At 67.7% G+C, this 14783-nt stretch carries 15 protein-coding genes; 8 read left to right on the top strand and 7 right to left on the bottom strand.

Translation table 11 applies throughout. The features are described 5' to 3' along the window. Positions 1-3: 3 nt before the first annotated feature. A complete protein-coding gene (locus FOC67_RS10395) occupies positions 4-837 on the bottom strand; it encodes an undecaprenyl-diphosphate phosphatase (RefSeq protein WP_003088326.1) in 834 nt (277 codons plus the stop codon). Between the two features lie 281 nt (positions 838-1118). Between FOC67_RS10395 and pnuC the strand changes: the two genes are divergently transcribed. The 8 genes from pnuC (at position 1119) to FOC67_RS10355 (ending at position 7491) form a co-directional block, all read left to right on the top strand. Continuing rightward, entirely contained in the window at positions 1119-1694 is a 576-nt protein-coding gene (gene pnuC, locus FOC67_RS10390) for a nicotinamide riboside transporter PnuC (protein ID WP_003088324.1), read from the top strand. After that, a complete protein-coding gene (locus FOC67_RS10385; protein WP_003088322.1) occupies positions 1691-2218 on the top strand; it encodes an AAA family ATPase in 528 nt (175 codons plus the stop codon). The genes pnuC and FOC67_RS10385 overlap by 4 nt, the downstream gene beginning before the upstream one ends. Positions 2219-2520: 302 nt before the next feature. After that, the gene (locus FOC67_RS10380; RefSeq protein WP_003117397.1) at positions 2521-3012 is read left to right on the top strand and encodes a hypothetical protein; all 492 of its coding nucleotides are present in this window, start codon (positions 2521-2523) and stop codon (positions 3010-3012) included. Continuing rightward, on the top strand, positions 3009-3578 hold the full coding sequence (locus tag FOC67_RS10375) for a hypothetical protein (RefSeq protein ID WP_009315597.1): 570 nt from the start codon (positions 3009-3011) through the stop codon (positions 3576-3578). The genes FOC67_RS10380 and FOC67_RS10375 overlap by 4 nt, the downstream gene beginning before the upstream one ends. Before the next feature lie 56 nt (positions 3579-3634). After that, positions 3635-4657: a hypothetical protein gene (locus tag FOC67_RS10370; protein WP_003088317.1), complete on the top strand. Its 1023-nt coding sequence runs from the start codon at positions 3635-3637 to the stop codon at positions 4655-4657. A 61-nt stretch (positions 4658-4718) separates the two neighbouring features. Then, a complete protein-coding gene (locus FOC67_RS10365; protein WP_003117395.1) occupies positions 4719-5399 on the top strand; it encodes a C39 family peptidase in 681 nt (226 codons plus the stop codon). A gap of 13 nt (positions 5400-5412) precedes the next feature. Then, entirely contained in the window at positions 5413-6165 is a 753-nt protein-coding gene (locus tag FOC67_RS10360) for a hypothetical protein (RefSeq protein ID WP_009315596.1), read from the top strand. Between the two features lie 60 nt (positions 6166-6225). Beyond that, a complete protein-coding gene (locus FOC67_RS10355; RefSeq protein ID WP_003088309.1) occupies positions 6226-7491 on the top strand; it encodes a transporter in 1266 nt (421 codons plus the stop codon). Between the two features lie 133 nt (positions 7492-7624). Here FOC67_RS10355 and rbsK read toward each other — a convergent pair whose 3' ends face one another. From rbsK to FOC67_RS10325, 6 genes are all read right to left on the bottom strand, one after another. Further along, complete coding sequence (gene rbsK, locus FOC67_RS10350) at positions 7625-8551, bottom strand: ribokinase (RefSeq protein WP_003088307.1); 927 nt, start codon at positions 8549-8551, stop codon at positions 7625-7627. Between the two features lie 53 nt (positions 8552-8604). Then, complete coding sequence (locus FOC67_RS10345) at positions 8605-9618, bottom strand: LacI family DNA-binding transcriptional regulator (protein WP_003119158.1); 1014 nt, start codon at positions 9616-9618, stop codon at positions 8605-8607. A gap of 3 nt (positions 9619-9621) precedes the next feature. Beyond that, positions 9622-10620: an ABC transporter permease gene (locus tag FOC67_RS10340; RefSeq protein WP_003088303.1), complete on the bottom strand. Its 999-nt coding sequence runs from the start codon at positions 10618-10620 to the stop codon at positions 9622-9624. Positions 10621-10643: 23 nt separating this feature from the next. Further along, positions 10644-12176 carry a sugar ABC transporter ATP-binding protein gene (locus FOC67_RS10335; RefSeq protein WP_003111272.1) on the bottom strand — a complete coding sequence of 511 codons (1533 nt, stop codon included), beginning with the start codon at positions 12174-12176 and terminating at the stop codon, positions 10644-10646. A gap of 21 nt (positions 12177-12197) precedes the next feature. Further along, positions 12198-13157 (bottom strand): sugar ABC transporter substrate-binding protein, encoded by a 960-nt coding sequence (locus tag FOC67_RS10330; RefSeq protein ID WP_009315593.1) that lies wholly within the window; start codon positions 13155-13157, stop codon positions 12198-12200. 218 nt (positions 13158-13375) lie between these two features. Next, complete coding sequence (locus FOC67_RS10325; RefSeq protein WP_003111270.1) at positions 13376-14704, bottom strand: sigma-54 dependent transcriptional regulator; 1329 nt, start codon at positions 14702-14704, stop codon at positions 13376-13378. Positions 14705-14783 lie beyond the last annotated feature (79 nt).

The raw sequence follows: 14783 nt of genomic DNA, 5'->3' as shown, positions 1-14783 counted from the left end.
GCCTCACATTTCGCCGGCGGTGCTCCAGTCGATCAGGTGGAATTGCCAGGTCGCCAGGATCAGCAGCCCGAAGGCGATCCGATACCAGGCGAAAGCCGCGTAGCTGTGGTTGCCGATGAACTTCAGCAAGGCACGCACCGCCACCATGGCGAAGACGAACGAGGTGACGAAGCCGACGGCGAACACCGGCAGGTCTTCGGGGCGGAACAGGTCGCGGTACTTGTAGCCGGAATAGACCGCGGCGCCGACCATGGTCGGCATCGCCAGGAAGAACGAGAACTCGGTGGCCGCCTTGCGCGAAAGGCCGAACAGCAGGCCGCCGATGATGGTCGCGCCGGACCGCGAGGTGCCGGGGACCATCGCCAGGCACTGGGCACAGCCGATCTTCAGGGCGTCCTTCCAGGTCATGTCGTCGACGTGTTCGGCGTGGATCACATGCTTCCGGCGCTCGGCCCAGAGCATGACCACCCCGCCCACCACCAGCGCCAGGGCGACGGTGATCGGATTGAACAGCCACTCGTGGATCAGGTCGGCGAACAGGACGCCGAGGACTACCGCCGGGAAGAACGCGATCAGCAGGTTGGCGGTGAAACGCTGGGCCTGGCGCTGGCTCGGCAGGTCACGGACGACTTGAAAGATCTTTCCACGAAACTCCCAGACGACAGCGAGGATCGCCGCCAGCTGGATGATGATGTTGAACGCCTTGGCGCGTTCGCCGCCGAAGCCGATGAGGTCGGCGACGATGATCTGGTGCCCGGTGCTGGAAATCGGCAGGAACTCGGTCAGCCCTTCCACGACGCCCAGGATGAACGCCTGGAAAGCAGTCCACCACTCCATGTTTCTCCCCCTTCTACTACTGTCCCGAACGAGCTTTCGTTGTTCTCGGCGATACACTTGCCGTCTTTTATGAAGGCCTTACGACTCCGAAGAACCCGACCAGTTCCCCCACTGCCGAAGTCGAAACCGGCGGGCATGCTACCAGAGCGGCCGGCAAAGAATCTTGGAATTGTTGCCGGCCGGCGTCCGAACGAATCCGTCCGCGCCCCCCTTTTTCCCAGGCCTTCGCGAAGCGCCGGATACATTCGCTACAATGCGTCCTCGTCGCATGAGGGCCTTCCGTGTCACCCCTTGAACTCTTCGCCGCTTCGCTCGGCGCCATCGCCGTCTACCTGACCGTCCGCCAGAATCCCTGGTGCTGGCCCATCGGACTGGTGATGGTGGCGCTCTACGCCTGGATATTCTTCGAGGTGAAGCTTTATTCGGACATGCTCCTGCAAATGGTCTACGCGGCGCTACAGCTCTATGGCTGGTGGCAGTGGACCCGCGGCGGGCAGGACCACGACGGCCGCTCGGTGAGCCGCCTGAACGCCGCGCAGCGCCTCTACGGGCTCGGTGCGGGCCTGGTCGGCAGCGTCGCGCTCGGTTACCTGATGGCCAACCACACCGATGCCGCCAGTCCCTGGTGGGACGCCGGATTGACCGCCTTCAGCCTGGTGGCGCAATGCTGGATGGCGCAGAAGCGCCTGGAATGCTGGGCCCTGTGGATCGCCGTGGACGTGCTGTTCGTGGCGCTCTTCGCCAGCAAGGCGCTGTACCTGACCGCCGCCCTCTACGCCCTCTTCACCCTGCTGGCGATCCACGGCTGGCGGACCTGGCGCCGCGACCCGGCATTACGCGAGGGCGTCGCCGCATGAAGGTGCTGGTACTCACCGGGCCCGAATCCAGCGGCAAGAGCTGGCTTGCGGAGCAGCTCCAGGCCCGCTTCGGCGGCCGGGTGGTCGGCGAGTACGTCCGCCACTTCATCGACGAACAGCGCCGCGACACCTGCTACGCCGACATCCCCGCCATCGCCCGCGGGCAACTGGCCTGGGAGGATGCCGCCCGCGCGGAGCGGCCGGCGCTGCTGATCCTCGATACCCACCTGCTGAGCAACATCCTCTGGAGCCGGATTCTCTTCGGCGCCTGCCCGGACTGGCTCGAACCCGCCCTGCTGCGGCGGCGCTACGACCTGCACCTGCTGCTCTCGCCGGAGGGCGTAGCCTGGAGCGCCGACGGCCAGCGCTGCCAGCCGGAACTGGCGCAGCGCCAGGCCTTCCACCGCGAATGCCAAGCCTGGCTGGAGCGGCATCGGCAGCCCTACCGCGCCATCGCCGGCGACTGGGCCGAGCGCCGGCGCCAGGCTTTCGCCGCAGTGCAAGGGCTGCTCCGGGACGGCTGAAGGGCCGGCCCTGTCACGCCGCCGATACACCGCCAGCGCGGTCCGGGCCTTGGCGCAGAGCGTTTCGCGACGGCACCGCGGAAAGCTGTCTCGGCGCTGAAACAGCTCCAGGCGCGTCCCCGGCAGGCTTCGCCCCCTGGTTGGCGGGCCTGCTGTTGCACGGATGCAACACTGTCCGCCAGGTTCCCCCGGCACTCACGGCCAAGTCCTTGATGGACAAGGAAAGCGCAAAACCGGCACGCCCCATGCTCGCTCCCTGCCAACGCTGATTAGGGCTCAGCGCCAACGAAGGAAGCGCCATCATGTCGGGGAGTTCGCTACGCATCGTCGTTCCAGCGCTGCTGGTCATCGTCGGCTCCGTGCCGGCGAACCTCCCGCCCGCGCATGCGGCGGACGGCACGATCGTCGTCCAGCGCCAGGTCCAGCCACGGGTCGCCTACCGTCCGAGCATGGTGCCCGACCCACATCCCACCGTCGTCGACACCAACGTCTCCGCCGAGGTCAACGCCCTCGCCAACGGGGCGGCCAGCGGCAATACCGTGAGCCGCGAACTGGGCGATGCCGACTTCGCCATCGTGACCAGCGGTTCCGGGATTCGCAGCATGATTCTCCCCGGCGGCGCCCTGCCGGGTTTCGCCAACCAGCCGGCGAACCCGGCGACGGTCCAGGCCGTCGGCAACCTCGGCACCACCCACGGCGCGGGAGGCGGCGCCGGCGCCGGCCTCGCCGGGCAGATCAACGGCAGCCTCAAGCAGGGCCTGGCGCCGCTGCAGATGCTCGGGGGTGGTCAATGAAGCGCCTGTCCGCCCTCCTCCTCGCCTTCGCCTGTATCGCGTCGCTCCAGGCCGACCCGCTGGCCTCACGCAATCGCGCCAGCATCGATGCCAGCGGCACCTACCGCGGCAACTTCGCCCTCAACCAGGCCGCCGGCGACGCCCAGCAACAGAGCAACGTTCGTGTCGTCGCGGTCGGCTCCGCGGCCCTCGTCGGCAACGACCAGCGCCAGCATCTACAACTCGACGCCAGCCAGCCGATCGCGGCCAGCGCCAGCATCTCGGGGGCGGCGCTGCGCGGCAGCGGCATCCTCGGCGTCAACCAGGGCGCCGGCCTCGGCAACCAACAGATCAACGCCTTCCGGCTGAGCGTCAGCAACGGCCCGGAAAGCCTGGATGACAGCGTTCTCGCGCAAAGCGTGGCGCTGACCAAAGTCTCCGGTTCGGCCACTCCGGTCCCGGGAGGACGCAGCGTCTCGACGGACGATCGCGCCTTCGCCAGGAGCAGCGGCGTGGTGCAGGTGAACCAGAGCGCTGGGGTGGGCAATCAGTCGATGAACACCCTCAGCGTCAGGGTCATGGAATGACTCTGCCAAGCCAACACAAGCCCAACACTAAGCACAGAAATGCAAGGAGAAACGCCATGAAAGCGACTATGGTCCTGACCCCGCTGGCCCTGGCAATGGCTGCAGTGCTGTCGGTATCGGCCTACGCCGGAAACGAAGGTGGCTGGCACCCGCCGAAACCCAACCCGCAGTCGAACAACAAGGGCGGAGCCACGGCCCTGGTGGTGGATACGCAGCAGAACTACAACAACAAGGTCAGCAACTTCGGCACGGTGAACAATGCCTCGGTGAGCGGCTCGATCAAGGATGCCTCGGGCAACGTCGGGGTCAACGTCGCCGCCGGCGACAACAACCAGCAGGCCAACGCCGCCGCGCTGGCCAGCGCCGACGCCAGCTTCGTGTTCGGCACCGCGACCGCCAGCACCAGCGTGCTGCAGAGCGGCTACGGCAATACGCTGAACAACTACTCCAACCCCAACACCGCATCGCTGAGCAACTCGGCCAACAACGTCTCGGGCAACCTGGGCGTGAACGTCGCCGCCGGCAACTTCAACCAGCAGAAGAACGACCTGGCCGCCGCCGTCTCCAACGGCCAGTACAGCACTGCCGGTAGCGCCGCGTCGCAGACCTCCACCGGCAACACCACCGTCAACAGCGCCAACTACGCCTATGGCGGCACCTACGTGTCGCTGAAGCTGAACGCCGACGGCAGCTACAAGGGCACCTCCGACCAGATCGGCAACGTCTACCTCGACACCTGGGAAGGCCAGACCCATCCGGGCGGCAGCAATACCGGCCACATCGACGTGGACAGCCAGGCCCAGGGCGCCAAGGACCTGAACCACGACGGCGGCGCGTTCGCCTTCAAGGAAAAGGGCGACGTCGACCTGAAAGGCACGGTGTCCGGCTTCATCCCGGCGATCGTCGGCTTCAAGACCCCGGTCACCAACAACGCCAGCCTGAGCAACTCGTTGCAGAACGTCTCGGGCAACGTCGGGGTGAACATCGCCGCCGGTGGCGGCAACCAGCAGAGCAACTCCCTGTCCATCGCCGCCGGTTGCAGCAGCTGCCCGGCCGGTGGCGAGAGCCTTGGCTTCTGATCCTGGCCCAGGGGTTCCGGCGCCAGCCGGAACCCTTTTCCATCCGACACAGGAACCGGCCATGCGCACGCTCATCCTTTCCCTGCTGCTGCTCGTCGACCTCACCGCCCAGGCGGCGACCCTCGGCTTTCCCGCCCTGCCCGGCGGCGGCCTGGTCTACAAGCAGGTGCAGAGCATCCGCGAGCGGCGCTTCGCCGACCTGGTCGAGCAGAAGACCGATTTCAGCTGCGGCGCCGCGGCCCTCGCGACCATCCTGGAGAAGGCCTACGGCGCCCCGCTCGACGAGCAGGCGGTGATCCAGGGCATGCTCGCCCACGCCGACCCGGAGATCGTCCGCACCCAGGGCTTCTCCATGCTCGACATGAAGCGCTACGTCGAATCCATGGGCATGCGCGCGCGCGGCTACCGGATCGAGGCGGCGCAACTGGAACAACTGAAGATCCCCGCCATCGTGCTGATGGAAATCCGCGGCTACAAGCACTTCGTCGTCCTGCAACGCACCCAGGGCGAGTACGTGTACGTGGGTGACCCGGCGCTGGGGCACAAACGCTACGCGCTGACAGAGTTCGCCAAGGGCTGGAACGGCATCGTCTTCGCCGTGATCGGCCAGGGATACGACCGCGGCAATCCGCTGCTGACGCCGCCCGAACCGCTGACCGCGCGCAATCGCCTGGACCGCTTCAAACCGGTCAGGGACGCCGAACTGATGGAGTTCGGCTTCATCCAGAGCGATTTCTTCTGATCGCAGGAGCCGGATGCTCCGGGAGCACGCCATGTACACGCACCACTGCTTCGTCCTCGCCTGCTGCCTGGGCGCTGCGCTGCCCGCCCCCGCCAGCGACCTCTTCGCCCCCGCCGAACTGAGCGACCAGGAGCTTTCCCAGTTGCGCGGGCGCTACGTGCTGCCGGGGCGGATCGTCAGCTTCGGGGTGACCATGAGCAGCACCTGGCAGAACGCCAGCGGCCAGGTCCTCGGCGCACGCGTCGACCTGCAGGTGCGGCAGAACCTGGCGCGCCCGGTCCTCAACGTCACCCTGGTCGATCGGCCAGGCGACACCCCGCCACCCGTCGCCGGCAACGGCCAGGTCCTCGGCGGCGCCGGACTGGCGCAGACCCAGGGGGTCAGCCAGAGCATCCGCACCGCCGGCGACCACAACAGCGCCAGCAATGGCGTCAGCATCGAGGTCCGCCACGGCGAGGCGCCGCCGCCACTGCCGGGCGGCACGCCGCTGGAAGGTGCGCTCGCCCTCAGCGGCGAGGCCGGGACGGTGAAGGTCACGCCGAACGGCGGCGCCCTGCAACTGGCGATCCAGGCCAGCGGCCAGGGCGCCAGCCTGCAAAGCCTCGGCGCCGGCGGCCTGGTGCAGAGCGTGGCGCTCAGCGGAAACCGCAACCTGGTGCAGAACCTGGCGGCGCTCGAGGTGATGCTCAAGGACCGGCCGGGCGCCGATCCGGCACTGAATTGCGCCTGGGAGCAATTGCGCGCGCTGCGCCCCAGCGGCTACTGAAAGTTGATCTAGTCTGAAATCACTGTGCTATCGGAAGGCCATAAAAACGGAACGGCAAACATGACCCAGACACTCTCGCTGCGAGCTGTCCTCTGCGCCACCACCCTGGTTTCCCCGTTCCTGGCGCAGGCCGCGACGGAGTCCGAGGTCGAGGCGCTGAAGAAGGAACTCCTGGAGCTGCGCCAACGCTACGAGGCCCAGCAGAACGCCCTGATGGTCCTCGAACAGCGCGTGCGCCAGGTCGAGGCGCAACCCCAGGCGCCGCAGCCGCAACGCCTGGTCAAGTCGATCCAGCCGCCGGCGCAGGCGCGCAACGACGCCAACGCGGTCGCCGGCACCTACGGCGCCAGCCTCAAGGACGATGGCGCGCCCGCGCCCAGCGTGGAAAACATCTACCAGGACGCCAGCGGCTTCTTCGGCGGCGGCACCTTCAGCCTGGAGACCGGCCTCACCTACAGCCACTACGACACCCGCCAGTTGTTCCTCAACGGCTTCCTGGCGCTGGACTCGATCTTCCTCGGCAACATCGGCGTGGACCAGATCGATGCCGACATCTGGACCCTCGACCTGACCGGCCGCTACAACTGGAACCAGCGCTGGCAGGTGGATATCAACGCCCCGGTGGTCTATCGCGAATCGACCTACCAGTCCGCCGGCGCCGGCGGCTCGACCTCGCAGATCACCGAGAAATCGGTGACCGGCGACCCACGCCTGGGCGACGTCAGCTTCGGCGTCGCCTACAAGTTCCTCGACGAAAGCGAGAGCACCCCGGACGCGGTGGTCAGCCTGCGGGTCAAGGCGCCCACCGGCAAGGATCCCTACGGCATCAAGCTGAAGCAGGTACCGGGCAACAACAACCTCAACGTGCCCGACGACCTGCCCACCGGCAACGGCGTCTGGTCGATCACCCCGGGCATCTCGCTGGTGAAGACGGTGGACCCGGCGGTGCTGTTCGGCAGCCTGTCGTATACCTACAACTTCGAAGAGTCGTTCGACGACATCAACCCGCAGCAAGGCGTGAAGACCGGCGGCAAGGTCAAGCTCGGCAACTGGTTCCAACTCGGCGTCGGCGTGGCCTTCGCGCTGAACGAGAAGATGAGCATGTCGTTCTCCTTCTCCGAACTGATCAGCCAGAAGAGCAAGGTCAAGCAGGACGGCCAAAGCTGGCAGACCGTCAGCGGCAGCGACGCCAACGCCGGCTACTTCGGCCTGGGCATGACCTATGCGGTGAGCAACAGGTTCAGCATCGTGCCCAGCCTGTCCATCGGCATCACTCCGGACGCGCCGGACTTCACCTTCGGCGTGAAATTCCCCTACTACTTCTGAGGGGCCACCGTTCGAGCCTGGGCATGCCTTACCCCTCGAAGGGATGCGTGAGCCTGGGAGCGATCCTCGCCTAGCTGCGCAGGGCGGATAACGCCGCAGGCGTTATCCGCCGGTAGCAACGGCACCGTCCCTCTCAAGCCTCGCCAGCGAGCGCCCGCTCGACTTCCTCGCGCGAGGGGATCGAGGTCTGCGCGCCGAGGCGGGTCACCGAGATCGCCGCGGCGGCCTGGCCGAAGCGGATCGCCGCCGCCTCGTCGAGGCCGCGCGCAAGGGCCGCGGCGAAGCCACCGACGAAGGTGTCGCCGGCCGCCGTGGTATCCAGCGCCTTGACCCGCGCCACCGGGAAATGCTCGACCCGCCCCTCGCCCACCAGCAGGGCGCCCTGGGCGCCGAGGGTGACGATCACCCTGCCGGCGCCCATTTCGCGCAGGCGCTCGGCGGCACGCCCGGCGCTCTCCAGGGAGTCCACCGGCAGGCGGCAGAGCAGTTCGCTTTCGGTCTCGTTGGGGACCAGGTAGTCCACCAGCGGCAGCCAGTCCGCCGGCACGTCGCGGGTGGCCGGCGCCGGGTTGAGGATCACCGTCTTGCCCAGCGCATGGGCCCGGCGCAGCACATGGCCAACCGTCTCCAGCGGGCTTTCCAGCTGGCAGACCACCACCTGCGCCTGCTCCAGCAAGTGTTCGTGGCGCGCCAGCACGGCCGGCGACAGGTGGCCGTTGCCGCCGGCGACGATGACGATGGCGTTCTGGCTGCTGTCGTCGACCACGATCAGCGCCACCCCGCTGGACTCCCCGGCCACCCGCTCGACGCCCTGGCAGTCGATGCCCTCGGCCTGCAGCGCGCGGTACAGCTGGTCGCCGTAGGCATCGTCGCCAAGGCAGCCGATCATCGCCACCCCAGCGCCGAGACGCGCCGCGGCGACCGCCTGGTTGGCGCCCTTGCCGCCGGGAATGGTGGTGAAGGACTGCCCGGCGAGGGTCTCGCCGCCCCGTGGCAGGCGCGGCGCGCGCACTACCAGGTCCATGTTCAGGCTGCCCACCACCAGTACTTTCGCTTGCATCGTTGCGTCCTTGTTCCAGCCTCTCTCTAGCGAGGGCGCCCCCGGCGCCCGGTTCAGACCCGCACCAGCGGCGGCGCGGTGGATTCGCGCAGGACCAGCGCCGGCGCCACCACCCGCCGCTGCATCGGCTCCTCGCGCTCGGCGATGCGTTGCAGCAGCAGTTGCGCGGCGATCTCGCCGAGCAGGCGGATCGACTGGCCCACGGTGGTCAAGGCGGGAAACACGAAGCGGCTCAGCTCGATATCGTCGAAGCCGATCACCGACAGTTCGTGCGGCACCCTGATATTCAGCTCGGCCGCGGCGCGCAGCACGCCGATGCCGATCATGTCGTTGCCGGCGACGATCGCCGTCGGTCGCTCGCCCTCGCCGCCCAGCAGGCCGAGCGCCGCGTGGTAGCCGCCGGGGCTGCTGAACTCGCTTTCCAGCAGCCACTGCGGGCGCACCTCCAGGCCGGCCTTGGCCATCGCCCGCCGGTAGCCCTCGACCCGCAGCGTCGAAACCTTGGTCGACAGCGGCCCGCCGATGCAGGCGATGTCGCGATGGCCCAGTTCGAGCAGGTGGCGGGTCGCCAGGTAGGCGCCCATCTCATGGTCGATCTGCACCCGGTCAGCTTCCACGCCTTCCACCTCGCGGTCGACGATCACGGTCGGCGTGCGCATGTTCGCCAGTCCCTTGGCCAGCGCGCCGTCGCCGCCGGCGGACGCCAGGACCAGGCCGTCGATGCGTTTCTCCTGGAGCACGCGCAGGTAGTTGGCCTGCTTCTGCGGGTTGTCGTCGGAGTTGCAGAGGATCACGCAGTAGCCGTTGCGCTCGCAGCAATCCTCGATGCCCCGCGACAGCTCGGCGAAATACGGGTTGGTACTGTTCGGCACCAGCAAGCCGATGATCGAGGTGGTGCGCACCTTCAGCGAGCGCGCCACCGCGCTGGGCACGTAGTGCAGCTGCGCGATGGCGTCCTCGACCTTCTTGCGCACCGCGTCGCTGACCGGCCGCGTCCTGTTCACCACATGCGATACGGTGGTGAAGGAAACCCCCGCCATCGCCGCCACGTCCTTCATTGTCGCCATCGTTCAGCCCTGTCTGCGGGCGCGATGGCTGCGGTAGGTATCCAGCACCACCGCTACCACGATCACCGCCCCGGTAATGATTCGTTTGGTCGGCTCCGACGCACCGATCTGCGCCAGCCCCGCCGCCAATACGGAAATGATCAGCACGCCGAAGAAGGTGCTGACCACCGAACCTCGCCCGCCCATCAGGCTGGTGCCGCCGATCACCACCGCGGCGATGACCTGGAGTTCCAGGCCGACCCCGGCGTTGGGATCGGCCGCTTCCAGACGCGAGATCTGGAACAGCGCGGCCAACCCGGCGAGCAGCCCCATCAGGGCGAATACTGCAATCTTATAGGGTTTCGGGTTCACACCGGCCAATCGCACCGCTTCTTCGTTGGTGCCGATGCCGATCAGGTAGCGGCCGAACACCGTGCGGGTGAGCACCGCCTGGGCGGCGAACATCACCAGCAGGGCGATCACGAAGGCCGGCGAGATGCCGAACGCCAGCGGATTGGACAGCCAGGCATAGGCGTCGCCGATATAGGCCGTGCGCGAGTCGGTCATCTGGTAGGCCAGCCCACGGGCCATCTCCAGCACCCCGAGGGACACGATGAACGAGGGAATCCGCCAGGCCACCGTGATCGAACCGGTGACGCAGCCGGCCAGGGTCGCGCAGGCCATCCCGAGCATCGCCGCCGGCAGCACGCCCCAGCCCCAGCCGAGCGTCGCCAGGCTTACCGCCGAGGCCGCCAGGGCCAGCACCGAACCTACCGAGAGATCGATGCCGCCGACGATCAGGATGAAGGTCATGCCCACCGCCAGCACCACTAGGTCGGGGATCTGGTTGGCGATGGCGAGGAAGGTGCCATAGCTGAGGAAGTGGCTGCTCAGCGCCGAGAACAGCGCGATCATCGCCAGCAGCGCGCCGGCCAGGCCGAGGTAGGTGCCCAGGCCGAAATAGTTGCCGCGTCGCAGGGTTGGCGCTGCGGCGGCGGTAGCGGAAGACGTCGGGTCGCTCATTTCTGGTTCCTTGCGTTGCATGTTCACGACGTCGCCAGCAGCGCGTCGCGTTTCTTGTAACCGGCGAAGGCCGCCGCCAGCAGCGCGTCCTGGGTCCAGGCATCGCGCTCGAAGGTGTCCACCATACGTCCCGCCGAGAGCACGCCGATGCGATCGCAGATCAGCATCAGCTCGCGCAGGTCGCTGGACACCACCACCAGCGCCTTGCCCCGGCGGGTCAGTTCGGCGAGCAAGGCATAGATGTCGAACTTGGCGCCGACGTCGATGCCCCGGGTCGGCTCGTCGAACAGCAGCACCTGGCAGTCGCGTTCCAGCCAGCGGCCGATCACCACCTTCTGCTGGTTGCCGCCGGACAGTTCGCCCACCGCCTGCGCGGTGTCCGCGCAGCGCACCCGCAGCGCCTCCACCTGGCGCCGCGCCAGGGCTTCCTCGCGGCGCCGGTCGATCACCCCGTGGCGCGCCAGCGCCGGCAGGTTGCCCAGGGCGAGGTTGGCGCTGATCGACTGGTCCAGCAGCAGGCCCTCGCCCTTGCGGTCCTCGGTGATCAGCGCCACCCCCTGGCGCACCGAGTCGGCCGGCGAACGCAGGCTCAGGCGCTGCGGCGGATCGCCGAGCAGGACCTGCCCACCGTCGGCGCGGTCGGCGCCGTAGATCAGGCGCAACAATTCGGTGCGCCCGGAGCCGATCAGTCCGGAAATGCCGAAGATCTCCCCCGCGCGCACCTCGAACGACACCTCATGCACCTTGCCGCGCCGGCTCAGCCGCTCCACCCGCAGCAGCGGCGCACCGGTCTGCCGTGGGCCCAGGTCGAAGCGCTCGCCCAGGTCGCGGCCGACCATCAGGGTCACCAGTTGGTCGGCGTCGTAGCGCTCGATCGGCTCGACGCAGACCAGGCGGCCATCGCGCAACACCGCGATGCGCTGCGAAATCCGCGCCAGCTCTTCCAGGCGATGGGAGATGTAGACGATCGCCACGCCGCGTTCGCGCAGCCGCTCGACCTGCTCGAAGAGCATGTCCACTTCGCGCGCGGTAAGCATCGCCGTGGGTTCGTCGAGGATCAGCAAGCGGCAGTCGCCGATCAGGTTGCGGGCGATCTCGACCATCTGCTGGTGGCCGATGCCGAGGTCGCCGACCAGCGTGTCGGGATCGATCGCCTCCAGGCCGACCTGGGCCATCGCCTCGCGGGCCGCCGCGCGCAGGCGCCGACGGTCGATCCAGCCGGCGCGCCGGGGCAGGTCGTGGAGGAACAGGTTCTCCGCCACCGACAGGGTCGGCAGCAGGTTCAGTTCCTGCATCACCATGCGCACGCCCAGCGCCTCGGCCTCGCGGCGGCTAGCGGGGGCGTAGGGCCGGCCGAGGAGTTCCAGGCTGCCGGCGCCGGGACGCTCCAGGCCGCCGACGATCTTCGACAGGGTGCTCTTGCCGGCGCCGTTCTCGCCGGTCAGGGCCAGCACCTCGCCGCCGAACAGTTGCAGGTCGATCTCCGCCAGCACCGGCTGCGCGTAGGTCTTGCCGACCCCGCGGATGCTCAGCAGCGGTAATGCGTCGCTAGACATGGGAAGGCTCCATCGGACGGCTCAGGGCGCGGTCACCAACTCGACAGGCGTCTCGACCACGCCGTCCTTCTCATGTTCCGGGGCTTGCCCAGCAAGCAGCTTGAGCGCGGTCTGGATACCGAACACCGCCTGCTTCGCGGCGAACTGGTCGGCAGTAGCCAGCACCCGGCCATCCTTGAGCATCGGCTTGATCGCCTGGATATTGTCGTAGCCGACCACCTTCACCTGCCCGGCGCGGCCCGCCGCGCGCACCGCCGATACCGCGCCGAGGGCCATGCTGTCGTTGCCGGCGAGCAGCGCCTTGAGGTCCGGATGCTCGTTGAGCATCGCCGAAGCCACCGCGTTGCCCTTCTCGATTTCCCAGTTGCCCGACTGCAAGGAGACGATCTTCATCCCCGCCGCGTCCATCGCATCCCTGAAGCCGGCGGTGCGCTGCTGGGCATTGGTGGTCGTAGAAACCCCTTCGATGATGCCGACCTCGTCGCCGGCCTTCAGCCGCTTCGCCAGGTACTCGCCGACCAGCCGCGCGCCCTTGCGGTTGTCGGGACCGACGAAGGGCACGCCGATCTTCTTCGCCTGCAGCACCTGCGGGTCGAAGCGGTTGTCGATGTTGACCACCACGATGCCGGCGTCCAGCGCTTTCTTCACCACCGGCACCAGCGCCTTGGAATCGGCCGGCGCGATCACCAGTGCGTCGACCCCGGAAACGATCATCTGCTCGACGATGCGGATCTGGCTGGAGGTATCGGTCTCGTCCTTGATGCCGTTGGAAACCAGTTCGAACCGGTCGGCATGCTCCTTCTGGTAGGCCTTGGCGCCGTCCTCCATGGTCAGGAAGAACTCGTTCGCCAGCGACTTCATCACCAGCGCGATCCTGGGCTTCTCGGGAGTTTCCGCGTGGACGGCGGACAGGGGCAGGAACGAGGAACAGGCAGTCAGCACAACGGCAGCCAACAGGCGCCGGGAAGCGACCCGCTTCATGGTGTATCCTCCAGCTTTTCTTATCGTTGTATTGAGGCTTTTCTAGGAGATTATCCAGACGCAAACGTTTGCGTTAGGTGAATATGCGTCGATCTGACAGATTCTGTCAATCGCCACGAGCAACTGTCGCGAACCGGTCGGGATCGGTTGGATTCTAGTTCGCTACGGCTGGGAAACGCAGGATATTTTGCCTGGCTGGCATATCTCCCGCCGCCCACTCAGCGCAACCGGTGCTTGTGCAACAGGCGGTAGAAGGTCGGCCGCGACACCCCGAGCATCCGCGCGGCCACGCTGAGGTTGTCGCCGTAGCGGGCCAGCGCGTCGCACATCGCCTGGCGCTCGGCGCAGAGCTTGTAGACCTCCAGGCTGGACAACGGCGGGCCGTCACCGCGCGCGCATTCCAGGCCGAGGTCCTGGGCCTCGATCTGCCGCCCCTCCGCCAGGACCAACCCGCGACGTACCCGGTTGGCCAGTTCGCGGACGTTGCCCGGCCAGGCGTGCATCGCCATCGCCGCCAGCGCGTCCTCGCTGAAGCGGCGCGGGCGGCGGCCGGTCTCCAGGCTGTAGAGCCGGGAGAAATGATTGGCCAGCAGCGGCAGGTCCTCGCTCCGTTCGCGCAACGGCGCGGTGCCGACCTGCAGGACGTTGAGCCGGTAGTAGAGGTCCTCGCGGAAGGTCCCGGCATCGATCGCCGCCTCCAGGTCGACATGGGTCGCCGCCAGCACCCGCACGTCCACCTCGACCGGCCGGTTACCGCCGACCCGCTCGATCTGCTGTTCCTGGAGAAAGCGCAACAGGTTGGCCTGCAACTCCAGCGGCAGGTCGCCGATCTCGTCGAGGAACAGAGTGCCGCCGTCGGCCGCCTCGATCCGTCCGACCTTGCGCTGGTGCGCGCCGGTGAAGGCGCCCTTCTCGTGGCCGAACAGCTCGGACTGGATCAGGTGCTCGGGAATCGCCCCGCAGTTGATCGCGACGAACGGCTTGTCCGCGCGCCGCGACTGCCGGTGCAGGGTACGCGCGACCAGTTCCTTGCCGGTGCCGCTCTCGCCACGGATCAGTACCGGCGAGTCGGTCGGCGCCAGCTTCGCCAGCAGCCGGCGCAGGTCGCGTACGGCCAGGCTCTCGCCGAGCAGTTCGTGCTCGCCCTCGGCATCGCCGGGCACCGTGCCGCGCCCGCGCAGGCGGGCCATGCCAAAGGCGCGGCCGAGGGTCACCTGCACCCGCGCCATGTCGAACGGCAAGGTATGGAAGTCGAAGAACCATTCGCAGACGAAATCGCCGACGCCATTCAGCGGCAAGGTGTCCGGGCTGAGCACGGCGATCCACTCGGTGCCGCTGCGGCTGATCAGGTCCTTCACCGTCTCCGGCCGCTCCAGGTGGAACGGCCGCAGGCGCAGCAGGCCGACGTCGCAAGCGCGTTCGCGCGCCGTTTCCAGCGCGCAGCTGTCCACTGCCCAACCCGCCTCGCGAAGGCCCGGCAACAGGCGCCGGCAATCGTCGCACGGGTCCACCACCAGCAGACGGCGGAGGTTCGATGCATCTAACATGTGTGCTCCTTTGCGGCGCCAATTCTTTGAACCGTCATAAAAACGGCATGTTGGCGCTCTGAAAGGAAAATCTAGCAAT

Source organism: Pseudomonas sp. FDAARGOS_761 (genome assembly GCF_013343155.1).
Lineage (GTDB): Bacteria > Pseudomonadota > Gammaproteobacteria > Pseudomonadales > Pseudomonadaceae > Pseudomonas > Pseudomonas aeruginosa.
The sequence above is the reverse complement of the archived record's forward strand: the minus strand, read 5'-3'. Positions and strand labels throughout refer to the sequence as shown.